The sequence below is a fragment of the Cohaesibacter celericrescens genome, from assembly GCF_002866925.1.
GTDB classification, from domain to species: domain Bacteria; phylum Pseudomonadota; class Alphaproteobacteria; order Rhizobiales; family Cohaesibacteraceae; genus Cohaesibacter; species Cohaesibacter celericrescens.
On sequence record NZ_PKUQ01000052.1, the window covers coordinates 43,204 to 68,572 of the forward strand.

General features: G+C 52.3%; 27 protein-coding genes. 24 read left to right on the forward strand and 3 right to left on the reverse strand.

The annotated features are described in order from the left end of the window. Positions 1-4 precede the first annotated feature (4 nt). The 7 genes from C0081_RS19925 to C0081_RS19955 all read left to right on the forward strand — a co-directional run bounded on the left by C0081_RS19925 (position 5) and on the right by C0081_RS19955 (position 6,069). Positions 5-976 (forward strand): Bug family tripartite tricarboxylate transporter substrate binding protein, encoded by a 972-nt coding sequence (locus C0081_RS19925; protein ID WP_101535495.1) that lies wholly within the window; start codon positions 5-7, stop codon positions 974-976. 59 nt (positions 977-1,035) lie between these two features. Continuing rightward, entirely contained in the window at positions 1,036-1,413 is a 378-nt protein-coding gene (locus C0081_RS19930; RefSeq protein WP_101535496.1) for a 5-carboxymethyl-2-hydroxymuconate Delta-isomerase, read from the forward strand. A gap of 26 nt (positions 1,414-1,439) precedes the next feature. Beyond that, positions 1,440-1,886, forward strand: coding sequence for a tripartite tricarboxylate transporter TctB family protein (locus C0081_RS19935; RefSeq protein ID WP_101535497.1), 447 nt, complete (start codon positions 1,440-1,442; stop codon positions 1,884-1,886). Next, entirely contained in the window at positions 1,883-3,421 is a 1,539-nt protein-coding gene (locus C0081_RS19940) for a tripartite tricarboxylate transporter permease (protein WP_101535498.1), read from the forward strand. The genes C0081_RS19935 and C0081_RS19940 overlap by 4 nt, the downstream gene beginning before the upstream one ends. A 204-nt stretch (positions 3,422-3,625) precedes the next feature. Beyond that, the gene (locus C0081_RS19945) at positions 3,626-4,504 is read left to right on the forward strand and encodes a fumarylacetoacetate hydrolase family protein (protein WP_101535590.1); all 879 of its coding nucleotides are present in this window, start codon (positions 3,626-3,628) and stop codon (positions 4,502-4,504) included. Then, complete coding sequence (gene hpaH / locus C0081_RS19950; protein WP_180966972.1) at positions 4,498-5,298, forward strand: 2-oxo-hept-4-ene-1,7-dioate hydratase; 801 nt, start codon at positions 4,498-4,500, stop codon at positions 5,296-5,298. Before C0081_RS19945 ends, hpaH begins: the two co-directional genes overlap by 7 nt. A gap of 9 nt (positions 5,299-5,307) precedes the next feature. Further along, the gene (locus C0081_RS19955; protein WP_101535499.1) at positions 5,308-6,069 is read left to right on the forward strand and encodes an aldolase/citrate lyase family protein; all 762 of its coding nucleotides are present in this window, start codon (positions 5,308-5,310) and stop codon (positions 6,067-6,069) included. Positions 6,070-6,102: 33 nt separating this feature from the next. Here the strand turns inward: C0081_RS19955 and C0081_RS19960 are convergent, their stop codons facing one another. After that, complete coding sequence (locus tag C0081_RS19960; protein WP_101535500.1) at positions 6,103-6,888, reverse strand: IclR family transcriptional regulator; 786 nt, start codon at positions 6,886-6,888, stop codon at positions 6,103-6,105. 274 nt (positions 6,889-7,162) lie between these two features. Between C0081_RS19960 and C0081_RS19965 the strand changes: the two genes are divergently transcribed. From C0081_RS19965 to C0081_RS19975, 3 genes are all read left to right on the forward strand, one after another. Then, positions 7,163-7,561, forward strand: coding sequence for an extracellular solute-binding protein (locus C0081_RS19965; protein WP_101535592.1), 399 nt, complete (start codon positions 7,163-7,165; stop codon positions 7,559-7,561). Beyond that, positions 7,558-8,439, forward strand: coding sequence for a MurR/RpiR family transcriptional regulator (locus C0081_RS19970; RefSeq protein WP_101535501.1), 882 nt, complete (start codon positions 7,558-7,560; stop codon positions 8,437-8,439). Before C0081_RS19965 ends, C0081_RS19970 begins: the two co-directional genes overlap by 4 nt. 244 nt (positions 8,440-8,683) lie before the next feature. Next, on the forward strand, positions 8,684-9,550 hold the full coding sequence (locus C0081_RS19975; RefSeq protein WP_101535502.1) for a hypothetical protein: 867 nt from the start codon (positions 8,684-8,686) through the stop codon (positions 9,548-9,550). A gap of 34 nt (positions 9,551-9,584) precedes the next feature. Here C0081_RS19975 and C0081_RS19980 read toward each other — a convergent pair whose 3' ends face one another. Then, the gene (locus tag C0081_RS19980; protein ID WP_180966973.1) at positions 9,585-10,271 is read right to left on the reverse strand and encodes a GntR family transcriptional regulator; all 687 of its coding nucleotides are present in this window, start codon (positions 10,269-10,271) and stop codon (positions 9,585-9,587) included. Positions 10,272-10,442: 171 nt separating this feature from the next. Continuing rightward, positions 10,443-11,297, reverse strand: a complete 855-nt coding sequence (locus C0081_RS19985; protein ID WP_101535504.1) for a universal stress protein — start codon at positions 11,295-11,297, stop codon at positions 10,443-10,445. Between the two features lie 262 nt (positions 11,298-11,559). Between C0081_RS19985 and C0081_RS19990 the strand changes: the two genes are divergently transcribed. The 14 genes from C0081_RS19990 to C0081_RS20055 all read left to right on the forward strand — a co-directional run bounded on the left by C0081_RS19990 (position 11,560) and on the right by C0081_RS20055 (position 25,366). Beyond that, positions 11,560-12,033 (forward strand): Hsp20/alpha crystallin family protein, encoded by a 474-nt coding sequence (locus C0081_RS19990; RefSeq protein ID WP_245418005.1) that lies wholly within the window; start codon positions 11,560-11,562, stop codon positions 12,031-12,033. Positions 12,034-12,196: 163 nt separating this feature from the next. Next, entirely contained in the window at positions 12,197-13,177 is a 981-nt protein-coding gene (locus C0081_RS19995) for an HlyD family secretion protein (protein WP_245418006.1), read from the forward strand. Then, positions 13,174-15,903: a ribosome-associated ATPase/putative transporter RbbA gene (rbbA, locus tag C0081_RS20000; RefSeq protein ID WP_101535507.1), complete on the forward strand. Its 2,730-nt coding sequence runs from the start codon at positions 13,174-13,176 to the stop codon at positions 15,901-15,903. The genes C0081_RS19995 and rbbA overlap by 4 nt, the downstream gene beginning before the upstream one ends. 1 nt (position 15,904) lies before the next feature. Continuing rightward, complete coding sequence (locus C0081_RS20005; RefSeq protein WP_101535508.1) at positions 15,905-17,032, forward strand: ABC transporter permease; 1,128 nt, start codon at positions 15,905-15,907, stop codon at positions 17,030-17,032. A gap of 314 nt (positions 17,033-17,346) precedes the next feature. Beyond that, positions 17,347-18,792 carry a YfcC family protein gene (locus tag C0081_RS20010; protein WP_101535509.1) on the forward strand — a complete coding sequence of 482 codons (1,446 nt, stop codon included), beginning with the start codon at positions 17,347-17,349 and terminating at the stop codon, positions 18,790-18,792. 19 nt (positions 18,793-18,811) lie between these two features. Then, entirely contained in the window at positions 18,812-20,041 is a 1,230-nt protein-coding gene (locus tag C0081_RS20015; RefSeq protein WP_101535510.1) for an arginine deiminase, read from the forward strand. A 16-nt stretch (positions 20,042-20,057) separates the two neighbouring features. Next, the gene (gene argF, locus C0081_RS20020) at positions 20,058-21,059 is read left to right on the forward strand and encodes an ornithine carbamoyltransferase (protein ID WP_101535511.1); all 1,002 of its coding nucleotides are present in this window, start codon (positions 20,058-20,060) and stop codon (positions 21,057-21,059) included. 1 nt (position 21,060) lies between these two features. Beyond that, a complete protein-coding gene (arcC, locus tag C0081_RS20025; RefSeq protein ID WP_101535512.1) occupies positions 21,061-21,972 on the forward strand; it encodes a carbamate kinase in 912 nt (303 codons plus the stop codon). A 9-nt stretch (positions 21,973-21,981) separates the two neighbouring features. After that, positions 21,982-23,394: a F0F1 ATP synthase subunit beta gene (gene atpD, locus C0081_RS20030; RefSeq protein ID WP_101535513.1), complete on the forward strand. Its 1,413-nt coding sequence runs from the start codon at positions 21,982-21,984 to the stop codon at positions 23,392-23,394. After that, complete coding sequence (locus C0081_RS20035; RefSeq protein WP_101535514.1) at positions 23,391-23,801, forward strand: ATPase; 411 nt, start codon at positions 23,391-23,393, stop codon at positions 23,799-23,801. The genes atpD and C0081_RS20035 overlap by 4 nt, the downstream gene beginning before the upstream one ends. Next, a complete protein-coding gene (locus tag C0081_RS20040) occupies positions 23,798-24,085 on the forward strand; it encodes an AtpZ/AtpI family protein (RefSeq protein WP_101535515.1) in 288 nt (95 codons plus the stop codon). The genes C0081_RS20035 and C0081_RS20040 overlap by 4 nt, the downstream gene beginning before the upstream one ends. Next, positions 24,082-24,390, forward strand: a complete 309-nt coding sequence (locus tag C0081_RS20045) for an ATP synthase subunit I (RefSeq protein WP_210200572.1) — start codon at positions 24,082-24,084, stop codon at positions 24,388-24,390. Before C0081_RS20040 ends, C0081_RS20045 begins: the two co-directional genes overlap by 4 nt. Continuing rightward, positions 24,387-25,082 carry a F0F1 ATP synthase subunit A gene (locus C0081_RS20050; protein WP_101535516.1) on the forward strand — a complete coding sequence of 232 codons (696 nt, stop codon included), beginning with the start codon at positions 24,387-24,389 and terminating at the stop codon, positions 25,080-25,082. The genes C0081_RS20045 and C0081_RS20050 overlap by 4 nt, the downstream gene beginning before the upstream one ends. Continuing rightward, positions 25,079-25,366, forward strand: coding sequence for a F0F1 ATP synthase subunit C (locus C0081_RS20055; protein WP_101535517.1), 288 nt, complete (start codon positions 25,079-25,081; stop codon positions 25,364-25,366). Before C0081_RS20050 ends, C0081_RS20055 begins: the two co-directional genes overlap by 4 nt. The last annotated feature ends 3 nt before the right edge of the window (positions 25,367-25,369 follow it).

The following is a 25,369-nucleotide window of genomic DNA, read 5'->3' on the forward strand; positions in this document are numbered from 1 at the left end:
ACTAATGCTTACCAAACGGACTCTTATCAAAGCCATTGCCGGCGCAGTGACACTGGCAATGGCGATGCCTGCGATGGCACAGGGTGAATTTCCTGACAAGCCTATTCGCTTGATCGTTCCATATTCCCCTGGAGGCGGAACAGATGTGACCGCACGCATCGTCGCGGACGCAATGGTGAAGCATCTACCACAACCGATAGTCATCGAAAACCGCTCAGGTGCTTCAGGTACGGTTGGAACTCTTCTAGCCAAACAAGAAGCCGCCGATGGCTATACTTTGCTGTTTGGCATCCAAGCGTCTCTGGCATTGAACCCGTCGCTGTTCAAAGCAGCCAAGTATGATGCAAAAACCGACTTTGTGGGCATCTCATTGCTGACGGAATCACCTTACGTGATCACAGTGCCAGGTGATTCCAGCATTATGGATTATGAAGACTTCAAGGCTGCGGCGAACGAACGGTTAACAATTGCAAATGGCGGTAGTGCCGCGCTTTTGGCGTCACGGCTTTTGGCACGCCAGGCCGACCTTAGCTTTACCAATATCCCGTACTCCGGGTCAGGAGCCGCAATTTCGGACATCTTGGCGGGCCGTGTAAATGCGATGATCTCAAGCCCGGTATCGGTACTGCCGCATATCGCAAGCGGGGCGCTGCGTCCTATTCTTGTGACAAGTGGCGAACGTTACCCAGCTTTACCAGACACGCCTACGGCACAGGAACTTGGATTTGACGGCTTTGATGTCAGTGGATGGTATAGCATCGTTGCACCTGCAGGCCTTCCAAAAGATCGTCAGAAGCTCCTCTCTGAGGCGTTCAATGCGGCGCTTTCGGACGAGGATACCCGGACCAGATTGGTTCAGGCGGGCGTAACTCCATCAGCACGCGCATTGGACGGAGCAGGAACATCCGCCTTTATTGAAACTGAGATTGACCGCTGGAGCACCGAGATTTCCGAAGCGGGCATCGAGGCTAAATAACGTTTACGTATGTGTCGGGCGGAGGCCATCTCCGCCCGTGTTTTTCAAAGGACCAAATCATGCCTCATGCTTGGATTGAATATTCCACCAACTTTGCAGACACCTCTGAAATCGCCACTTTCGCTGATTGCGTACACGCCGCCATGCTCGAAACTGGGATTTTTCCGCTCGCAGGTATCCGCATTCGCGTCACTCCGATTACAGACTATATTGTAGCTGACAAACACCCTGACAACGGGTTTGTGCATCTGTCACTGCGCATCGGAGAAGGTCGCGACACAGAGACACGAACAAAAGCCGCCGACATAATTTTTGAGCGCACATCCTCTCATCTCAAACCGCTTTCAGATCGCGCCCGTCTTGCTTTTGCCTTTGAGATGCAGGAAATCAAAGGACCGCACAGTTATAAGATGAATAATCTGCGCCAGTATATTTAAGCGAACAGGTCGAGAAGAGGTGAGACATGAAACGAATAAAAGGTGCGACGGGTGGACTTTTTGTCTCTTTGATAGGCCTCGTCTTTCTTTTAGGAGCACGCGGGCTGACGATCGGGGCACCCCTGAATATGGGACCAGGCATGTTCCCTGTGGTTCTGAGTTGTCTTACGATTGTCACGGGACTGGCGATCGCAGCAAATGACATACTAAGAGGGATGCCTGTTTTGCCACGGCTTGACTTAAAAGCTGTTGCAGGTGTGTCCATCGCCATTGCCGTCTACGCACTCCTGATCGAACGCGCAGGTATTCTAGTCACGACCTGTCTCGCAATTGGTATTTTGGGATCTATTATCCCGCGCATGTCTTGGAAGGAAACCGGACTGCTCGCACTCGGTCTATCTCTTTTTCTCTGGCTTGTGTTTGGAATGGGCTTAGGAATGCCTTTGAAACTGTTCCCGGAGGGGCTGACATGAATGAATTTCTCGCAGGGTTTACAGTCGCATTTGAGCCGAACAATCTTCTCTATTGTCTGATGGGTGTTGTGCTTGGCAATATTGTAGGCGTTCTGCCCGGAATCGGTGCAATTGCGGCTATTTCCATCCTTTTACCCGTGACTTTCTATCTTGAGCCAACCACAGCCGTGATTATGTTGGCCGGCGTTTATTATGGGGCTGAATATGGGGGCTCTATTGCTTCAATTCTGTTGAATCTTCCCGGCACAGCATCAAATGCGATCACGACGCTAGACGGCTATCCGCTGGCCAAGCGCGGTGACGCAGGACTCGCGTTGTTGACAGCTCAGGTATCTTCATTTTGCGGCGGCACCCTTGGCATTCTGGCGATGGTATTACTATCCCCTCTGATCGTAAGATTTTCTCTGTCTTTCGGTCCCGCTGAGTATTTTGCCACCTTGCTATTGGGGTTGATTGCCGGCTCCGTCGCCGTTGGCGGATCTGCTTTGAGGGGGATAGCGATGGTCTGCGTCGGCATGCTTTTGGGCACAGTTGGTCTTGATCTCAACAGTGGAGTGGCCCGTTTCGATATGGGACTTCCCAACCTGCTTGACGGTTTATCGATCGTCGCTGTTGCCATGGGGCTATTTGGCATCCCCGAGGTCATCGCCAATCTGCGTGACACTGATACGCACAACAAGGTGATCAGTGTAACAGCCCGGTCGATGTTCTCGTCTGCAAAAAAACTGAAATCTATTATACCTTCCATCTTGCGAGGGGCCTCTGTCGGCGGGCTTCTTGGGCCCTTGCCAGGGGCGGGGCCAACCATCTCATCATTCCTCGCCTACTCGCTTGAACGTGCGGTAGGTGGCAAACGTGAAGAATTTGGAACAGGACGTATCAATGGCGTTGCTGCGCCGGAGGCCGCCAACAATGCTGCAGCCCAAACTGCGTTTATTCCCACGATGACACTCGGCATTCCGGGCACTCCCACCATGGCAATCATTCTTGGCGCCCTGATGATCCACGGGATTTCCCCTGGACCTCAACTGATTGGGCAACACCCCGATTTGTTCTGGGGACTGGTGGCCAGTTTCTGGATCGGGAATATCATGCTTCTTGTGCTGAATGTTCCTCTGATCGGCCTTTGGGCACGTCTGGTGTCTGTTCCACGGCGCTATTTTTTTCCGATCATTGTTGCATTGGTTTGCACCGGGATTTTTGGGGTTGCAAATTCGACCTTCGACATCTGGTCTGTGCTCCTGATGGGGGTGTTTGGTGCGTTGTTGCGCAGTCTTGGGTTTTCACCTGCGCCTTTGCTCATTGGTTTTGTCCTTGGACCTATGCTTGAAGAACACCTTCGTCGGGCCCTGATGATTTCCGGAGGCGAAATGCGTTATTTGGCCTCGTCTTGGACAGCTATCTGTATCCACGCAATCAGTCTCTTCATGATCTTGACACCTGCTATCAGGTGGCTTCTGAACGGTCCAACACGAAAGCGCCAAGACCCAATAGCTGAGGCGTTGCAAGAAAAGAGGCTTGAAGACAAGACGTGAAACAACAGGTTTTGTCACTAGTTCAAACCCCGCGCTAAACAACACAGCATCTCGAACCCTAAGTTTCTATCGCTTTGCACCAGAGGTCACATGGAATCCCAAAGATTCTATGTGACAGACGGGCGCCTGCGCGCAAATCTCCCTACGGCTTTGAGAAAATCAATTATTTCTGCTTCGGCTGGATCACTTAAGAAGGATCACATTATGAAACCCATTCCAGAACGCATTGCTACATTTCATGTCAATGGCGCTGATCGCTATGGCGTTGTAACGGATGAAGGCATTATCGACTTGACACCAGAATTTGGTGATCGTTTCAAAGGCCTTAAAGAGGTGGTCGAAGCCGGCGCACTTGATGTGGTTCTCAAAGCTGCTCAAGGACATACGCCGGTCTATCGCGAAGAGGATGTGACCTATCTTACTCCAATCGCAAATCCAGAAAAACTCATCTGCATTGGGGTGAATTTTCCAGACCGCAATGCCGAATATAAAGATGGTCAAGCGGCGGCGGCCAAACCATCGATTTTCATCCGTTTTCCTCGCTCTTTCACCGGCCACAAAGGCAATCTTGTGCGCCCGCCAGAAAGCCAACAGCTCGATTATGAAGGGGAGGTGGCCATCATCATCGGAAAGGGCGGTCGTCGCATTGCTCGCGAAGACGCCTACAATCACATCGCAGCGCTCACACTCTGCAACGAAGGCACAATCCGTGATTGGGTACGCCATGCGAAGTTCAATGTTACTCAAGGCAAAAACTGGGACAGTTCTGGCGCGATTGGCCCTTGGTTGGTGCCGTTTCGCTCTGCGGATCAACTTGACGACATCGAATTGACCACCCGTGTGAACGGCGAGGTGCGACAGAATGATCGCACCAGCCGTATGATGTATGACTTCCGCTATATCGTTAATTACATCTCCACCTTTTGCACATTAGTCCCGGGCGATGTGATTGTCTGTGGTACCCCAACGGGGGCGGGGGCCCGGTTTGACCCACCTATTTGGCTCAAGCCAGGCGATGTGATTGAAGTCGAAGCCGACGGCATTGGCATTCTGCGCAACAGCGTCGAGGATGAAAAATGCTGAGCCAACGCGAGATTGACCGTGCGGCTGAGGATCTGCTTGCAGCAGAGCAAACCCGCGAGCAGATCAATCTGCTTTCCCTGCGGCATCCAGAGATGACACTCGATGACGCCTATGCAATCCAATCGGCGCAAATGGCGCTAAAACTGGAACGCGGGCATAAGATTATCGGCTGGAAAATCGGTTTGACGTCAAAGATCATGCAGGACGCGCTTGGCATTTCCACCCCTGACAGCGGCGTGATTTATGATGATATGAATTTTGCCGACGAATCTACTGTACCAGCCATGCGCTTTATTCAGCCTCGCATTGAGGCAGAGATCGCTTTCGTGATGAAGGCCCCGATTGAGGGCAAGGTAACACGAGAAGACGTCGTTGCCGCGACCGAGTATGTCGCCCCGGCAATCGAAATTCTTGATACACGCATCCTGCGCAACGATCCCAAAAGTGGGCAGGCGCGCTTGATTTTCGACACTGTGTCCGACAACGCTGCCAATGGTGGGATTGTCTTAGGGGCCCAGAAACACGCTCCTGATGCCTTTGATTTACGTTGGGTAGGCGCAATTTTGAAAAAGAACGATGAAGTCGTAGCGACAGGCCTCGGCGCAGCTGTCCTTGATGATCCGGTGATGGGAATCGTTTGGCTGGCTGAACGCATGGGCCAATATGACCAGCGCATTGAAACCGGACAGGTGGTCCTTGCTGGTTCCTTCATCGCACCGATCGAATGCCCCTCGGGCACAAAAATTACTGCTGACTACGGCCCTTTCGGTGCCGTTCGTGTCAATTTCGAATAAGGAGAGAGTATGCCTGCCCGTAAAAATAAATTCAAAGCACGTTTAAAGACCAATGACGTTCAGATTGGTCTTTGGGTCGGTCTCGGTGATCCTTCCGTTTCGGAGCTTGCAGCAGGCACCGGTTTTGATTGGCTGGTGATTGATGGAGAGCATGGGCCGAACGGTCTGCGCGACATTTTGGGACAGCTACGCGCCATTGGCGACAAGACCCAAGTGGTCGTGCGACCCCGTGATGATAACCGCGCCGAAATCAAACAGATGCTCGATATTGGTGCGCAGACCATTCTTGTTCCAATGATCGAAAGCGGCGCTCAGGCCGCTGAGGTCGTGCGTTCGATGAAATATCCACCAGAAGGCGTGCGCGGAGTTGGCGCGGCACTCGCCCGGGCATCGGGATATAACGCCGTGGATGATTATCTCCTGACCGCTAATGATGAAATTTGTGCGCTGGTTCAGGTAGAAAGCCGAATAGGGATTGAAGCCCTTGATGATATTCTCACCGTAGCAGGCGTGGACGGTGTTTTCATCGGCCCTGCCGATCTTGCCGCCGACATGGGCTACTTAGGCAATCCGGGATGTGAGGAAGTACAGGCGGTGGTGAGGGACGCACTAAACCGCATCCGGGCCGCAGGTAAAGCCGCGGGAATTTTGACGTCGGACCTGCTCCTCGCACAGAGCTATCATGATATGGGGGTCGCTTTTCTCGCCGTCGGTTCTGATGTTGGCGTGATGCGGGTTGGATTGAGGGCTCTTCGTGGGAGATTTTCCTGATCCAGATCTACTCAATCTCAATATGCCGAGCTATCAGACCACAGGGCGGCTCTGGCGAAGCCTTTCGTTGAGCGACAGAATCTCTTCGCGCAACAGTGAGAGAACGTCATCCTTATGTGCCCCCTGCATGCGGCCTGAAATACTGGAAACACTGATCGCCGCGAACGGCTGATTGAGGCTGTCGCGGATGGCCATTGCGATGGTCCGAATGCCAAGCTCTGGAACTTCGCGGCAAACATAACCCCGGTCCAGAGCATTTTCGATGATCCTATTCATCACAGACTCATCGCCGTAAAAATCCTCAAGCGCGTCTTGGTTCTTCGCGATCATGCGCTCCCGTATATCGGGTGTCATGTCTGCGAGCACAGCAAGCCCTCCGGCTCCAAGACCGATGGTCCGCTGGATTCCGACATCAAGCACAAAGGCTTTTACGGGGAAATCTCCGCTTTCACGCACAAGGCAAGTCATTGTATTTCCAGTTAGGCGATTGAAAAAAACCGTATCGCCAGTGCCTTTTGCAAGACGCATCACGGCAGGATGATACAATTCCTCAAAATCGAAGGACGGCAACACCATCAGACCAAGTTCACAAATACGAGGCCCAAGAAAAAACAGGCGGCTTTTTGTGTCTTGTTTGATGAAATCATGCTGAATGAGCGCCTGAGCGAGGCGGCGCGCCGTAGGGCGTGTCAAACCCGATTGCGTCATCAATTCTGAGAAGGATGTGCCAGCAGCATGATTCTGCGCAATAATATTGATAATATTGACGGCGCGGTCGATGCTTTGCGTGCCAGACTGATTAACTGTTGAGTGGGTCATGTGTCGCTTATGTTGGTGCCTTTTGATATTCACTATATGACTTTTATACAGTCCCTCACAACCCTTTAATCATATTATGAACTGCATCCATACAACCATTTTGCAGCGAAATGTGAAGATTTGTCTGTCCAACCAGCAAAAGCCGCCAAGAGATGTCTATTCTGACTCTTCTCAAACCGTCATCAAACCTTCGTATCAACGTTGAACAACCGTCATGATGCCACTGTAAATGCAAGATGTAATTTTCTGCAATATTGGTTGCAAGGAGCATCTCATGACCCGCAAATATATCAAAATGGCTGGAACGAGCCTCATCGCCCTGCTTGGTTCCCTTCAGGTTTCGATGGCTGATACTACGGTTTCATTCTGGCATAGTTTCAACCCAGAAAAAGCAAACGGCAAAGCCCTCAACACAATCATTGCCAACTTCGAAGCCGCAAATCCCGGCATCACAATCGAGGGTGAGTTTATTGGCAATTACAACGATATTGTTACAAAACTTCAGGCTGCCATTCCTGCGCATCGCGAACCGGATGCGGTCATTATGGAAGTAACGCGCTATGGCCTTTTCGCTGACCGCGGCATATTAACCGACCTGACGCCCTATCTCACAAACGATCCATTGAAAGATAATTTGTTTGATTTTGCTCGTGAAGCGGACCGGCCAAGATGAACAGCGAGAGCACAATACCCAGTTTTCTCGGAGAACTGATAAAGCAGAATTCAACAAAGCTCACAGATGCTGATACCCGTATTCTTAATGTGCTTGTCAGTGACCCGGTGCGCGCGGCATTGGAAAACGGCAAGGAAGTGTCTTCTAGGGCTGGTGTGCATCCGACGTCTGCCATTCGCCTTGCCCGTCGCCTCGGCTTTAAGGGTTATCCCGATTTTAGAGCCTATTTACAGACCAACCTTATTGAACGCGGCGAAGATTTCGAACATGCATCGGCCCGCATGGCCGCACGTCTGGTGCGGGCAGAAGAAAGCGGCCTGCTTGCTTCAATCCTCGACGGAGAGATTGCTGCTTTGGAGCAAATCCGTAATGCAGTTTCTGATGCAGACATCCGCAGTTTTTCACGAGTTTTGCAAACAAGTCGCCGCATATTTGTGTTCGGAGCGGGGCATGCCCAGGCCCTCTCTCATCTGATCTCCCGTCGCTTAACCCGGTCCGGTTATGATACCGAAGATCTTTCGAACCAAATGGACCATTTTCCCGAGCGATTGGTTTCGATCACATCGGAAGACGTAATTTGGCTCAATTGTTTCCGAAGACCATCGCGCGTTGTGCTTGAGATCCGAAAAATTGCTCAGGCACGAGGGGCAAAAGTACTGGCACTGACAGATCTTGCCGGTGCCCGCATCAAACCTGCTCCTGATTTGCACATTGCCGTATCGCGAGGCGAGGCAGGCCAGCCGCAATCACTCGTCGTACCGATGACAATCGCCAATGCTGTTATCCTAGATTTGGCCGCTATAGATGACGGCTACACGATGCGATCCCTCGCGGAATTCAAAAGTCTCAGAGCCTCGCTCGCTTACGAGTGCCAATGAGCCCCGCTGCGCCTTCTGGAAAGGCAAGCACAGCCACACCATTCGTCTAACGCTCCTCTGTTTGAGCGCGTTGCTGCGCCAAACAGTTAGGTCATAAAAGGCAATTATGGCTTTCGCCTTTTACTGGCATACTGTATACATGAGATTGAATTGCCATGACCCGTTGCTCTTTTATTGAGGCCATGCGTTTTGAAGTGCATTCCAAACAATCATCATCGGACTGCCGCCAGAAAGTGGAACCAAAATGTCGATTGGAATTGCCGCGAGTGTTGTGGGGGCGTTCTTTCAGGCCTTGAATTACGCGGTTACCCAGAAGTGTCAGCAAACAGGCAATTATCGAACCAGCCAAATCCTTCTGGCAACGCATGTCGCCATGGGCGTGGTATCGATCGTACTTTTTATCCTGCTACGCGCTTGGCAGTATCTCGACTATAGGGATTTGAAGGCGTTACTCTGGATCAACGTGCCCTATGCGGCAGCGCAACTCTTTCTCATTATTGCGATACAGAAAAGCGGGGCCTCAATTGTCTCGCCTCTTTTAGCCCTTAAAATTCCGACGGTCGCTGCTCTAACACTATTGCGGGGAGGGAGCGCTCCACAGGGGCATCAGTTGATTGCAATTGTGGCTATCCTGACATTGGCTGCGATGCTGTCCCGCCGATCTGGCAAACTGGAAATTGCTCCAGCGCTCCTGTTGGTTGGTGCCAGCCTTGGATATGCTCTGTCAGACATCGAAATCACTCATTTTTCCAAGCAATTCCTCGGCCAGCCCATCCCGATACAGGTTGCCATTACCGTTGCCATCAACTACCTCTTTTGCGGCGTTATCGCCGTGATCTGTATGGCTGCGGTCAAACAGCCTTTACGATCAGCCTATGATGCAAAATGGATCGGATTGACTTGGATGTTGGCGGTCTATCTGCTGGTGGTCGGATTCAGTTGGAGCGGTGTCCTGGAAGCCAATGTCGCCCAATCCCTTAGGGGCGTATTCGGCATTCTGATTTCGATGATCTGGCTTCGGCACGCTGCAAAAGGCAGTGGTGATTGGGCCTTTAAAGCAATTGTCGCTGTTGGAATGACCATCTCGGTCTATTTCTATTTCGCCTTTTAAAGCGCGCAACTCCCTGCAGATTCAGCGAACCTGGTCAAGTGCTCGCCGGTTTTGCGGTCTGCGTATTGGCAAGCGCGGCCATGTTCCAGTAAGATCCCTCGATAAGATCGATATGGTTGAGCAAAATCTTCATGGCCGCATCCATATCCTTGGATGCCACAGCTTCGGTGATTTTGTTGTGTTCATGAAACGACTTACGAATATGATCCGGATGATGTCCGATACGGCTGCGGATCGCTGCCATTTTTTGTGCGATTGCTTGATAAGCATCGTCCAGAAATCTGTTTCTGGAACAATCAAACAGGCATTGATGGAAAACGGTATCCAACGTCAGATAAGCTGATATATCCTCACGCTCAAGCGCCTCTTGCATAGCCTCGACGCAACCCGCCAATTTTTGGTGGAGGTCCTCGGAATTTGTACGAATGCCCAATTCGAGGGCTTTGGTTTCGAGGCAGACCCGCGCTTCACACAGTTGGCTGATTTCGTGCGGCTCCAATGAGAAAACAAACGTTCCCCGTCGCGGTTCAACTTTCAAAAGACCATCAATTTCAAGACGGTTAAAAGCCTCGCGAACCGGCGTGCGGCTAACGTCCAATTCTTTGGCAAGTTTTACTTCGGAGACTTGCTCACCAAGCCCCAATTCACCATTGACGATGATTTCCCTGAGTTTCTCAGTGACAAGCTCGGTAAGGGATTTAGGGCGCGGGATAGATTTCATTTTTTCTCCGTATGAAACCATAATCCGAATGCTCTTGGCATACAAGATACAACATCCATCGCCCGGGTGAATGACAATGCGCTGGACCTGCTACATAAGCCTGTCCAGCGCATTGTGTCTAAGGCCTGTTTACCTTCTGTCTCAGGGCTTCAGCCATAAGAAGGGCCCTAGTTAGTGCACAAGAAACACCGCTTGATCTGTTTGTTCGATCAATGTTCGGGTTGTGCCGCCGAAGATTGCTTGGCGCGTTCTGGAATGGCCGTAAGACCCCATTACGATTAAATCTGCTCCGCTCTCTTTAGCTCGCTCTTGAATGCATTCGCCAATGCCGCGCCCGCCGCTGGGAAATTGCTGAACCACAACTTTGCAGCCATGGTGTGTCAGCCATTTTGCAACATCCACACCGGGATCTTCGCCCTCGCAAGATTTGGTCATCACCGGATCAACTGTGCCGATAACGACCTCATCAGCCTGACGCAACAGTGGCAAAGCCTGATGCACAGCCCGTGCAGAATGCAGGTGGGTGGTCCATGCAACAAAGACCCGTTTTGGGTTCTTCAGCGCTTTTAACTCGTGATCATTCAACAACAGCCCGATAGGAGACTGGAACAGAATACCGTAGGTAATCTGCCTAAACATGGCTTCATCTTTACGTAAATCATCGCCAATCAAAGCAAAATCGCAAATCATGGCCCTTCGGGCGATGATGTCAGCCACAAACGTTGGCTCGCTCGCCACGATAGAGACCTCACCGGAAACATCATGCTCCTGAAGCAGGGTTTTAATTTCCTCGGCTTTTTCATTCAACGCGGTCTTGTGGGCTGATACTTCTTTTTGCCATTCAATAGGAAGATCAGGTGTCCCATAGGGAGGGACGCCAACGGCGTAATAAGGAAGGACCGGCAGTTGCCCAATGACCAGTATCACCGCATGCGCCGACATGTCTCGGATAGCTTCGAGCTTGGCGACAAGATTACTCGTGGAAGCATCTTTGCCAATTGCAACTAATATTGTGCTATTTTTCATTGTTGGATTCCTTTCTCAGCTGCACCATTTGTAACAGCACGCAAAGGCCTTCGATTGACGCGCGTCAATTGCCAAACGAGGCCTCATTGTCATCTGGCCTTGATGCACTGCAATCATAGCGTGGAGACCAATCGGCCTTCTCGTCTTAGAGGCCTGAGATGGGAGCGCGGCCCCTCATTCGAGAATTGACGAATATCAATCAGCGGCATCCGCAAGATGGCAGACTGCAAACCTCATTCAAGAGATGAAAGGAGTTTCCGATATGCTGTATCAAGATTTGTTGCCTTATAAAGACGATTTAGATGCGCCGATGGTTTCACTTCTTCGCAAACAGGTAGATTCCCTGTTTGATGATTTTGATCCAGGCTTCTGGACGCGCAACGCAGAACTTTCTGTCCGCACAAACTTGAGCGAAACCGACAAAGAAGTCTGTATCACCGCGGAGCTTCCCGGTCTGTCGGAAGAGGATGTTGATGTTTCTGTTGTCGGCAACCGGATCACCATAAAAGGTGAAAAGAAATCCGAAACAGATGAACGCAAAGACGAAGAAGGCCGCCAATATCACCGGATCGAACGGATGTCTGGAGCATTTCAGCGCAAAGTTGCCTTACCCTTCGACATACCCACGGATGCCGTTAAGGCAGATGTCAAAAATGGCATCTTGACTGTCACAGTCGCAAAGCCTGCTGAAGTCGTGGAGAATACGAAAAAGATCAAAATCACCCGATCTGAATGACCCAAGCGGTCGATAGGTGGTCGGTGTGTACCGGCCACTTCTTTAAAATCGAGATTGCTTACGCATAGGCTTCATCGACCTTATGTCCAAACTTTCTCAAGACAAAAAATGCGCTTATTGGCGCTAAATTTATCATACATGCCAACGGGATAGGATGCAGGTCATGAATAAAAATGGAATGATTGGGGTCGTCCTTTTGGTTGCTGTGGGCATCGCAGGCGCGGCGTGGTGGCAAGTATCGCAGGAAAGCGCCGTGATTGATGGTATTAGTCAATCAAATGGCCGCATTGAGGCCGAACGGATCGCCGTTGCGACCAAGTTGGCAGGCAGAGTGGCTGAAGTCCTCGTTTCGGAAGGAGACTGGGTCCAAGAAGGGCAAACTATTGCCCGGATGGATACCAAGGATCTGGAAGCGGAGCTGCACCAAGCGCAGGCAACGGTTCTTCAGGCACAACAACAAAAGCTCCAGGCAGAAGCACTATTACGGCAGCGCCAATCAGAATTGACCACGGCACAGGCTGCATTTTCTCGTGTCAAAAAATTGGCAAAAGACGGGTTTAATAGTCAGGCTCAATTGGACGTGCAACAAACAGTGCTCGATTCAGCGCAGGCTGCTGTTGCAGCTGCAGAAGCGGGAGTTCCATTGGCCAAAGCAACCATCGCGGCCGCTGAGGCGGCCGTTGAAGGTGTGCAGAGTCTGATTGATGACGCCAGTCTTCAGGCACCACGCGCCGGTCGCGTTCAATATGTATTGGAGCATTCAGGCGAAGTCGTTGCGGCAGGCACCAGCATCGTTACGCTTACAGACCTGACAAATATGCACATGACAATATTTTTGCCATCACGGGATGCTGGCCGATTGGCCATCGGGGCCGAGGCGCGGATTATACTGGATGCGATCCCAGACTATATTATCCCGGCATCTGTGACATTTGTCTCCAGCACAGCGCAGTTCACCCCAAAATCCGTTGAAACCCAGGAAGAGCGCGATAAACTGATGTTTCGGGTCAAATTGACCATCGCACCTGAGCTCTTGAATGCCTACAAAGACCGCGCGCGGGCAGGGGTTCCCGGTGTCGGCTACGTTCGGGTCGATGACAGTTTGCCATGGCCAACCGAGCTTGAGGTGAGGTTGCCACAATGACCCCTCTACCGGTTGCCAAGCTATCGGCGGTCACCCATCGCTATGGCTCAACGGCTGCGTTGGACGACGTAACGCTGGATGTGCCTGCAGGCTGCATGGCAGGTCTGATCGGTCCCGATGGTGTCGGAAAATCGACACTTTTAGCCTTGCTTGCAGGCGTTCGGAAGCTGCAAACCGGCGAATTGCAGGTGCTGGATGGTGACATACGTGACCACAAGCATTTACGGACATGCAACCAACGCATTGCCTATATGCCGCAGGGTCTGGGGCGCAACCTTTATCCGACTTTGACTGTCACCGAAAATCTGGATTTTTTCGGCAGGCTCTTTGCTCAACCTCAGGAAGAGCGCGCCAAGAGAATTGATGATTTATTACGCGCAACCGGCCTTGACCCGTTTCCCGATCGGCCAGCGGGCAAGCTTTCGGGGGGCATGAAGCAGAAGCTTTCTCTTTGCTCTGCGCTCATTCACGATCCAGATCTTCTGATCCTTGATGAACCCACAACAGGCGTTGATCCCCTGTCCCGGCAACAATTTTGGGACCTGATTGATCGCATCCGCCAACAGCGCCCAGAAATGAGCGTGATTGTTGCAACCGCCTATATGGAAGAAGCCGAACGGTTCGATTGGCTGGCCGCGATGTTCGACGGCAAGGTAATTGCACAAGGAAAACCGGCAGACTTATTGACAAAAACAAACCAGCCTAGCTTGGAAAAAGCCTTCATCGCCATGCTCCCAGAAGAGACCCGCCTTGGGCATCGTGATGTCGTCGTGCCACCCAGACACCATGAAGAAGGCCCGCCAGCCATTCAAGCCAAAGGGCTAACGCGCAGATTTGGCGACTTCACCGCCGTTGATGGTGTGAATTTCGAGATCGAGCGCGGGGAGATCTTCGGGTTTCTTGGCTCCAATGGTTGCGGCAAAACCACAACCATGAAAATGCTGACCGGCTTGTTGCCCGCAAGCGAAGGTCAAGCACTGCTGTTTGGCGACACCCTTGATGCCAACGATATGCGGACGCGCCAGCGTGTCGGATATATGTCGCAATCCTTTTCGCTCTACAGCGAGCTGACGGTGCGTCAAAACCTCAATCTACATGCTGAACTTTACCAGTTACCCGCCGCCACGCGGACTGACCGGATTAAAGAGATGATGGACACCTTCGAGTTGGCGCATGTTGCCGATATCAGGCCGGGTTCTCTTCCCCTTGGTATCCGCCAACGTTTGCAACTCGCTGTCGCAATGATCCATTCCCCAGAAGTTCTGATTTTGGACGAACCAACATCTGGCGTTGATCCTGTCGCACGCGATGCCTTCTGGCAGCATTTGATCGCCCTTTCCCGCAAGAACGGCGTGACTATTTTTGTCTCCACGCACTTCATGAATGAGGCAGAACGGTGCGACCGCATATCTTTGATGCATGCAGGGCGCGTATTGACCGTCGGAGCTCCGGCCGAGATCGTGAAGGCAAAACAAGCAGCCAACTTAAGCGATGCTTTTGTCAGTTATTTGAAACAGGCAGCAGGTGATCTCGAACCGGAGCCCAAGAGCACGCCTCAACACAAACCTTTGCATTTGCACCATACGACGCGATTTGGAGGCGGCAGTCTGGCGCGCATGTGGGCCTTTGCACGGCGGGAAACCATGGAAATCCTGCGTGATCGCCTACGATTAACCTTTGCATTTATGGGCCCGATTATTCTAATGCTGACCTTCGGTTATGGCATTTCCTTTGATGTGACGGACTTGCCCTATGCGGTGTTAGATCTGGATCAAACCGCCGAAAGCCGAACATTATTGGAGGCTTTTTCTGGGTCGCGTTACTTTGAAGAGCATACCGCTGCAGACAGCACGAACGAGCTTGATGCGCGTCTGCGCGACGGAGAAATAGCCATCGCCATTGAAATACCTCCTGATTTCGGAAAGAACCTGTTGCGGGGCGACCAACCTGAAGTCCGCATTGCCATTGATGCCGCTATGCCATTCAGGGCGGAAACGACGCGGGGCTACCTCATCGGTCTGGCTCAGTCCTATATGGAGGATCAAATTGAGCGCACCTACGGGGAAGTCATAGACACGAGTGCAGCCAGTATTGAAACCCGATTTCGATACAATCAGGCATTCAAGAGCGTTGTCGCGATGGTGCCTTCTGTCATCATGCTGATGCTCGTTCTCATTCCGTCCATGATGGCGGCAATGGGCGTTGTGCGCGAAAAAGAAACCGGTTCAATCGCCAACTTCCGATCTACGCCAGTAACACGAACAGAATTTCTTTTGGGCAAGCAGCTGCCGTATGTCGGTATCGCTATGATTAGTTTTGCCACCTTGCTTTTGGTTGCGTACGGTATTTTTAATGTGCCCGTTAAAGGTTCAGCTTTGGCGCTTCTGGTTGGGACATTGCTTTATGTTCTGGCTACCACCGGTTTTGGGGTTCTGGTCTCCGCTTTTACCAAAACCCAAGTGGCAGCCACCTTCGCGGCGGCGATTATTGCCATCATCCCGGCGGTCAATTTCTCGGGTCTACTCGTTCCGGTTTCGTCCCTGTCTGGCAGCGGTCGCCTTATCGGTCTGAGCTTCCCATCAGGATGGTATCAGCAAATCAGCGTTGGCACCTTCACCAAGGATCTCGGTTTTTCAGAACTTTGGCAAAATCATCTGGCGCTTGCCGGTTTTGCCATCTTGTTCATCGCTCTATCAATCCTTGCCCTCAACAAACAGGAGCACTGAGATGATACAGTGGTTATCTAATGTTTATCGCCTCGGTCTTAAAGAATTGCGCAGTCTTCGGGCCGATCCGGTATTGATTTTGCTCATCATTTACGTATTCAGTTTCGCGGTTTATGCCGTCGCGACAGGGGCAAAACTGGAGGTCGTCAACGCCTCGGTTGCCTATGTCGATCTAGACCGCTCCGAACTAACAGGACGGATCGTGAATGCCATTTTGCCACCGGATTTTGAAACGCCCCAAGAGATCTCTTCATCTGACATTGATCGTGTGATGAACAATGGGAAATATGTTTTTGTACTTTCCTTTCCCCCTCGCTTTGAGGCGGATGTTCTGGCAGGGCTACAGCCTTCCATGCAATTGAATATCGACGCCACAGCTATGGTGCAGGCGGGCAATGGAGCAGTCTTTATTCAAGAGATCATTGCAGCAGAAATAGCTAAATTTGTTGCTCCTGGTGATACATCAAGCAGCCTTCCCATTGATTTGATCGTCACAGCCTTGTTCAATCCCAATCTGCAATCGACCTGGTTTTCCTCGGTCATGCAGGTCATCAACAATGTTACGATCTTATCGGTGTTGCTGACCGGCGCTGCGTTGATACGGGAGCGGGAACACGGAACAATTGAACATTTGCTTGTCATGCCGGTAACACCGTCCGAGATCATGCTGGCAAAAATCTGGGCCAACGGCCTGGCAATCATAGTGGCTGCTGTTTTGTCTCTTTGGTTGGTGGTTCAGGGCATCCTGAGTGTACCGATCGCGGGATCTATTACGCTTTTTGTCGTGGGCACCGTTCTCTATCTGGTGTCTGTCACAGGCTTGGGCATTCTTTTGGCGACTTTTACCACCTCAATGCCACAATTCGGCCTTTTGGCCCTGCCAGTTTTGGTCATCATGAACTTGCTCTCAGGCAGCACTACGCCAATGGAAAGCATTCCTGTCTGGCTCCAGAATGTGATGCAGATTGCTCCTTCCACTCATTTTGTCGCCTTCTCGCAGGCAATCCTCTATCGTGGAGCTGGCTTGGAAACAGTCTGGCTTGATATGGTGGTTATGGCAGCACTGAGCGCGGTTTTCTTTGTTGCTGCACTCTTGCGGTTTCGTCAGACGATGTCTGCCTCCAACTAGATTTTGTCCTCCAAATGGTCCCAATTCAATAATCTCGGTCTGATTATGGGTTGGTCGACGCACGGGGCAACCAAAACGCAAGATTTGCATCTACGTTTGAAACTTGTGGCAAACACAACAACCGGTTCAGAGCCTTCCCTTGCGCGCAGGCCTGCCAATTTTTAGCACCAAATTTTTGTAAATTTCATTCCGTGTTTGCCACTTGACGCGCGTCAATCATGTACCGGCATCTCCTGTCATCTTCGCTTCAAAGCTAGGGGGCATTCGCTCATCAAAAGCGACAGATGGCTCTTGGTTTTGAAAGGAGAAACTCAATGTCTGACTATCCTCAAACGACAGAAAACAACCACAAACCGACGAGTAGCCGGTTTCCAACTGCCTATTCAATTTTGTTCGCACTGATCATTTTGATGGCTGCGCTGACTTGGATTATGCCCGCCGGCCAATATAGCAAGGCGATGAACGAAGCGCTGGGTAAAGAGAGCCCTGTTCCCGGAACCTACCTTACAGTTGATGCTCAACCGCAGGGGCTGGTTGACGTTATGTTGGCTCCTATTGCCGGTTTCTACGACCCTTCCTCCTATGTTGCCAACGCGATTGACGTGTCGTTGTTCGTTCTGGTCATCGGGGGCTTTCTGGGTGTGGTCAACGCAACGGGGGCTGTGAACACCGGTATCGAACGGGCAATCGTGAATTTAAAAGGGCGGGAGAAATGGATAATCCCGGCTTTGATGGCACTGTTCGCACTGGGCGGCACCACCTACGGCATGGCAGAAGAAACCTTGGCCTTCTATCCATTGTTGATCCCGGTCATGATTGCGGCAGGCTATGACGCAGTCACCGGCGTGGCAATCATCATGTTGGGCGCAGGTATCGGGGTGTTTGGATCGACAATCAACCCGTTTTCAACCGCCATCGCATCCAACGCCGCTGGCATTCCCTTCACGCAAGGGATGGTTCTGCGTTTGGTCATCCTTGGTCTAAGCTGGCTTATCGCGGTTCTTTTTGTGATGCGCTATGCAGCACGGGTCAAAGAGGACCCATCACGCTCGGTCGTTGCAGACAGAAAAACACTGAATGAGGCCTATTTCCTCAAAAGGCATGACGCCGCCCGGACCGAAAGTCTCACACGCCAACAGTCTATCATCCTGATCGTCTTTGGAGCGACATTCGCCGTGATGATCTGGGGTGTCTCCTCACAGGGCTGGTGGATGGCCAAAATGTCCGCCTTGTTCTTGGGATCTTCCATCGTGATCAGCTTTATCGGCTGGTTGGGTGAAAAGAAAATGACCGCAGCCTTTGTTGACGGTGCGCGCGATCTTTTGGGCGTGGCTCTGGTCATCGGTCTGGCACGCGGCATCGTCGTGATCATGGACAACGGCATGATCACCCATACCATCCTTCACTATTTCGAAGGAAAAATCTCGGGCATGTCGAGCGTTGCTTATGTGAATGCCATGTTCGGGACCGAAGCCTTGTTGAGCTTTATCGTACCTTCCACCTCGGGTCTGGCAGTCTTGTCTATGCCGATTTTGGCACCCTTGTCGGATTTCGCAGGCGTTGGGCGTGACTTGGCCGTTACAGCCTTCCAGACTTCAATTGGCATCACCAACCTCATCGCACCGACTTACGCCGTCGTAGTTGGCGGGCTGGCAATTGGCCGCGTTCCTTATGAAAGATGGCTTGTCTTCGTCTGGCCACTGCTGGTGCTTTTGATCGCCTTGTCCTGTGCCACTCTCAGCATCGCTCCCCTCCTCTAGATCTCAGAAAGGATAAAAAATGTCGGATCACACTCTCGGCGTTCATTCTGAAACAGGCAAACTTCGGCAAGTCATTGTATGCCGTCCAGGTCTCGCACATCGCCGCTTGACGCCTGCAAACTGTCAGGAATTGCTGTTTGATGATGTTTTCTGGGTCAAACAGGCCCAGAAAGATCACGATGTCTTTGCTGACACCATGCGCAATGAAGGCATCGAAGTCTTGGACGTCAACCAATTGCTGGCTGAGACGATGAACATCGCCGAAGGTCGAGATTGGTTGCTCAATCATCGGATCATACCCGACCAGATCGGCGTGGGCATGATCTCCGAATTGCGCAACTGGATGGATAATATTACAGGAACCCAGTTAGCCGAACATCTGCTCGGCGGACTTGCTGTCGACGATCTACCGTTTGAATTGACAGGCTTGTTTGGTAGCTATCTTGGCCACCACGGATTCATTCTGCCCCCTCTACCCAATGCCTTGTTTACCCGCGATAATTCTGCATGGATCTATGACGGTGTATCGGTCAATCCGATGCACTGGGCCGCGCGGCGCCCTGAAACGCTGCTGAATACGGCGATCTACAAGTTTCATCCAAAATTTTCCGGCAAAACCAAGATCCACTGGGGTGATCCGACCATTGATCATGGTCTTGCGACCGTGGAAGGGGGAGACATTATGCCCGTCGGCAACGGCACCGTTCTGATTGGCATGGGTGAACGCTCCTCTCCACAAGGGGTTGGACAGCTGGCCGCTGCTTTGTTTAGAAGCAATGCTGCGCAGCGGGTATTGGCTTTTGCAATCCCTAAATCGCGCGCAGCGATGCATCTGGATACCATTTTCACCCTATGCGGCGACGATGTGGTGACGACCTTTAAAGAGGTCGCTGACGCGTTGGTTTGTTACGACATTCGCCCCGGTGAGGGGGCCGCGCCTCTGCAATTCCGCCATGACCCACGACCGATCTTCGACATTGTCGCCGAGGTGCTTGGCTACAAGAAACTCCAGATCGTGCCCACCGGCGGCAACACGCAAGAAGAGCGATCCCGCGAGCAATGGAATGATGGCAACAATGTCCTCGCCCTGCGGCCCGGTGTGGTGATCGGCTATGACCGCAACGATGACACCAATGCAGCATTAAAAGCAGCCGGCATTGATGTGCTGGCCATTCCAGGTGCTGAACTGGGACGTGGGCGTGGCGGCGGGCACTGCATGAGCTGTCCCACCATCCGTGACGCGGTTTAATGTGAAAGATATCTCAATGGCATACAATCTGAAAAACCGGCATTTCCTGACCCTGCGCGACTATGCGCCGAGTGAAATCGCTTTTCTGCTCAAACTGGCGGCCGACCTCAAGGTGGCCAAATACACTGGCACCGAAGTGCCAACCCTTCAAGGCAAAGACATCGCGTTGATCTTTGAAAAAGACAGCACACGGACACGTGTTGGTTTTGAGGTCGCCGCCTATGATCAGGGCGCACGCGTAACTTATCTGGGGCCAACCGGATCGCATATGGGACACAAGGAGTCGGTCAAAGACACCGCTCGCGTTCTGGGGCGGATCTATGACGCGATTGAATATCGCGGCTTTGGCCAAGACGTCGTGGAACAATTGGCACACTATTCCGGCGTGCCTGTCTACAACGGTCTGACCAACGAGTTCCACCCCACGCAAATCCTCGCCGATTTACTGACCATGCAAGAGCATGTCGAAAAGCCCCTTCATCGTGTGGCATTCGCCTTTCTGGGTGATGCTGGCAACAACATGGGGGACAGCTTGCTCATTGGTGGCGCCAAAATGGGCATGGATGTCCGCCTTTGCGCCCCGATCGAATGTTGGCCACGCGAGGCCGTCATCAATGAAGCCAATGAGATCGCCGTGAAAACCGGTGCTCACGTGACCATCACCCAAGATCTCGCTACTGCGGTCAAAAATGTGGACTTTGTCTACACAGATGTTTGGGTTTCGATGGGCGAACCAAAAGAGAAATGGGCGGAACGGATCGAGTTGTTAAAGCCCTATCAAGTAACCGCAGACGTGATGGCAAAAACCGGCAATCCACGCGCTTGTTTTATGCATTGCTTACCAGCACTTCATAACACCGAAACCAGTGTCGGGGCCGAGATCAAGGCCGAGTTTGGCTTGGACGCCATGGAAGTAACCGAAGAGGTTTTTGAAAGCGAAGCTTCCATCGTTTTTGATCAAGCCGAAAACAGAATGCACACGATTAAAGCGGTTCTTGTCGCGACATTGGGGTCTTGAGATGTTGGTCGTCGCAGCCGTGGGTGGCAATGCCCTCTTGCAAAGGGGGCAACCTCTGACCGCAGAAGCACAACGTGCCAACGTGAGAACGGCAGCTGAAGCACTGGCTAAGATTGTGCGCGGCGGGCATCGGTTGATCATCACCCACGGCAATGGCCCTCAGGTGGGTTTGTTGGCACTGCAAGGGGCTGCCTACAAGCCTGACGAAGCCTATCCACTGGATGTTCTGGGGGCCGAAACCGAAGGCATGATTGGCTATTTGATGGAACAAGAGCTGGAAAATGCCCTTGATCACGAACACGCGGTCGCAACGCTTTTGACTCAAGTGATCGTGGATGAAAAAGATCCCGCCTTCCTCAAACCAACCAAATTCGTAGGACCTGTCTATTCCAAGAATGAGGCAGAGGAACGCGCCAAAGCCGCTGGCTGGACAATCGCACAAGACGGCGACTATTGGCGGCGCGTCGTACCATCGCCCAAGCCGGTTGAAATCCCCGATTTGCGCGTATTGCAATTGTTGCTGGATCAAGGCGTGACCATGATTTGCACCGGCGGCGGCGGCATTCCGGTGTTGCGCAAACAGGATGGCAGTCTGATCGGGATCGAAGCGGTGATCGACAAGGACGCAGCCAGTGCATTGCTGGCAGCTGATATCGGAGCAGATGCTTTGCTGCTGCTGACAGATGTTGACGCTGTCTACAAGGACTTCGGCACCCCCTCCGCAGCGCCGCTTCGGCATCTCACACCGGATGAGGCGTGCGCTCTGGATATGCCAAAAGGCTCTATGGGACCCAAATTGCGAGCGGCTGGTGAATTTGCCAGTCGCGGTGGTCTTGCGGGCATCGGTCGTTTGGCCGATGCAATGTCAATCCTTGATGGCACGGCTGGCACCCGTGTCGCGCAGGAAAACTGAGGCAATCGGATGGATAACAAGGCCATTTCAAAACACGGCACACACGATACGCTCGATACACTGACCGACGGTAGCATTGCAGCCATTCGCGGCGGGGTCGTCGATGTCGCTTTCAAGGGGCAGGTTCCCCACATTTACGACCTGCTCTATGCTGGAGATGTCGCGCTGGAAGTGTCCGGCTTGATAGGCAACAGCATGGTTCGGGCGATAGCCATGGCACCCGTGCGCGGGCTTGGTCTTGGCATGACTGTTAAAGCAACCGGAGAGTCAATCCGCGTGCCCGTTGGTGATGCCGTTTTGGGACGGATGCTGAATGTCTTTGGCGCGCCAATTGATGGCCGTCCTGCTCCAGAGGTAACGGAGCATCGCACCATCCACCAGCCTCCACCAAAACTGAGCGACCGTGTTCTGCATTCTCAGATTCTTGAGACCGGTATCAAAGCCATTGACCTTCTGTCGCCGATCGAACGGGGTGGAAAGACCGGATTATTTGGCGGTGCAGGCGTGGGAAAAACCGTTCTGATCACCGAATTGATCAACAACACTGTGCAACACCACAAGGGTGTCAGCCTGTTTTGTGGCATCGGGGAACGCTCGCGCGAAGCCGAAGAATTATACCGCGAGATGGGTGAAGCGGGGGTGCGGGAGAAAACAGTGATGCTGTTTGGCCAGATGAATGAGGCCCCTGGCGTGCGATTTAGGGTGGGCAACTCTGCACTTACCATGGCTGAATATTTTCGCGATGACAAAGGCCAGGACGTGCTGTTGCTCATCGACAATATTTTCCGCTTTGTTCAGGCAGGCGTCGAGGTTTCGGGCTTGTTGGGGCGGATGCCTTCACGCGTTGGCTACCAACCAACACTGGCCACAGAGCTGGCCGGTTTGGAAGAACGCATCACCTCGACCAAACGGGGTGCCATCACCTCTATTCAAGCAGTTTATGTGCCTGCCGACGATTTCACCGATCCGGCGGCGGCCCATATTTTTTCGCATCTTTCGGCCTCCGTGGTTTTGTCGCGCAAACGGGCGAGTGAAGGTCTTTATCCGGCGGTCGATCCGTTGGCCTCCGCCTCGGTAATGCTCACGCCCTCTGTTATTGGCCAGAGGCACTATGACATCGCCCGTGCCGTGCGCCGAACACTGGCCGAATATGAAGAGTTACGCGATATTATTGCGATGCTCGGTCTTGAGGAATTGTCGTCTGCCGATCGCACCACCGTGGCACGGGCGCGCCGGTTGGAGCGATTTTTAACACAGCCCTTCTTTACGACTGGCTCCTTCAGCGGAATGGAGGGCAAGTTGGTGCCAATCGCGGACACGTTGAGCGGTTGCGAGACAATCCTTGGTCAGACCCAATTTGATCTTCCCGAAAGCGCTTATTACATGATCGGTAGTCTGGATGATCTGGAGGCCAAGTCATGAGCATGGTTTCCGACATGACCGTCACCATTCGCCTGCCAACCCGAACATTATTTGAAGGGCAGGCCACGCGCTTGACGGCAATGGCTTCTAACGGTGCATTCGGCATTTGGCCAAACCATATCGATTTTGTCACCGCTTTGATCCCGTCGGTCATGGCACTGCATCTTATCGATGGCTCCGAAGAATTTTTTGGTCTCGATGAAGGCCTTTTTGTCAAGAAAGGGCCTGAAGTTGTTGTTGTCACACGCCGCGGTGTGCGTGGCAACGATCTGAGCAGCCTGGAGGAATTGGTTCAAGTCAGCTTTATCCAGATGGACGAGGAAGAACGCCAAGCTCGGTCCGCCTTGTCGCGACTGGAAGCAGGCATAGTGCGTCGCTTTGCTGAATTGCAGAGGGCACAACAATGACCCAGAAACCCGACACCCCCATCGAGGAAATTGCTCGCCACGCCAGACGGATGAAATCGACCCGCGAACACCCTGCGCCAAGCCCTCTGCGAGGAATAGGCACATTCGGGATGATCGGCTGGTCCATTGCCGTTCCGACGGTCAGCGGTGCTTTTCTGGGGCTTTGGCTAGATGGTGTAGCACCTCAAGGATTTTCATGGACCATAGCTTTGATTTTAGGAGGCGTGGTGCTGGGGGCTTTCATAGTCGCTGCTTGGATAAACAAAGAGGGAGGCGAAAAATGATACTTGTTAATTGGAGCGCCGTGGGGCTGGGCTTGGTTGTTGGCATCGCTGTAAGCACCGTCTTCTTCATTGGTCTATCGGTTGGTATACGGTACGCCTTACGCACACAGAACCCGATAAAACTAATATCCCTGAGTGCGATCGTGCGAATTGCCGTCTTGCTCGGCGTTGCCTGGTTCGTGGCAGAGCAGGGCGGATTATGGGCGGCTCTCGGTTATGCAGTGGCGTTCTTTATCGTAAGGCTCATTGCCACAAATGTTGCCAGTGTTGCCAGCACGGATACCCCTGCGGGAGGTGCCCGATGACCTTATCTCCAGACCAGACCATCATTTTGATCATCTGGGGCATCCCCATCAATGCAACGCTTTTTTACACATGGATTGTCATGGCGATTTTGACCATCGCATCGATGCTGATCACGCGCAATTTGCGCCCCGATATTCCACCAAACCGGTGGCGAACGACCTTAGAGGTGATTGTTCAGGGCATTCAGGAGCAGATCCGGGAGATATCTCAGGGGCCTTCACGACACTTGCTGTATTTTTCAGGAACACTGTTCCTTTTTGTGGCCACGTCGAACCTGCTTTTGGTCATTCCGGGGTTCGAACCGCCAACATCGTCCTTGTCTACAACCACAGCTCTTGCCATTTCGGTTGTGATTGCGGTGCCACTCTTTGGTGTGATTAGCCGAGGTGTGGGTGGATATCTCAGAACTTATATTGAGCCGTCATTCATCATGCTTCCCTTTAATATCATCTCGGAGTTCTCGCGCGGTTTATCGCTTGCGATCCGCCTTTACGGCAACCTCATGAGTGGAGCCGTGATAGCGGTAATCCTCTTGGGTGTAGCCCCTTTCTTTTTTCCTGTGGTGATGGATGTGTTGGGTCTCCTGACCGGCATGATACAAGCCTACATTTTCGCAATTCTAGCGACGGTCTACATCTCCAGCGCGACAGCACCTTCAACTCCTAAAAAGCTTGAAAAGGACAGATCATGACAGACCTTGGCATCATTGCAGCCATCTCGATATTCACAGCGGGGGTTACCGTTTCATTTGGCGCTATCGGTCCTGCCCTAGGCGAAGGGCGCGCCGCCGCGACAGCCCTTAGTGCCATGGCACAACAGCCCGACGCTTCCTCTACCATTTCACGCACCCTATTTGTCAGCCTCGCCATGATTGAGTCGACAGCTATCTATTGTTTTGTTGTCGCCATGATCCTGATTTTTGCAAATCCATTCTGGAATGCAGCGGTGGCAGCGGCACAGACTGTGGGTGGTTGATCA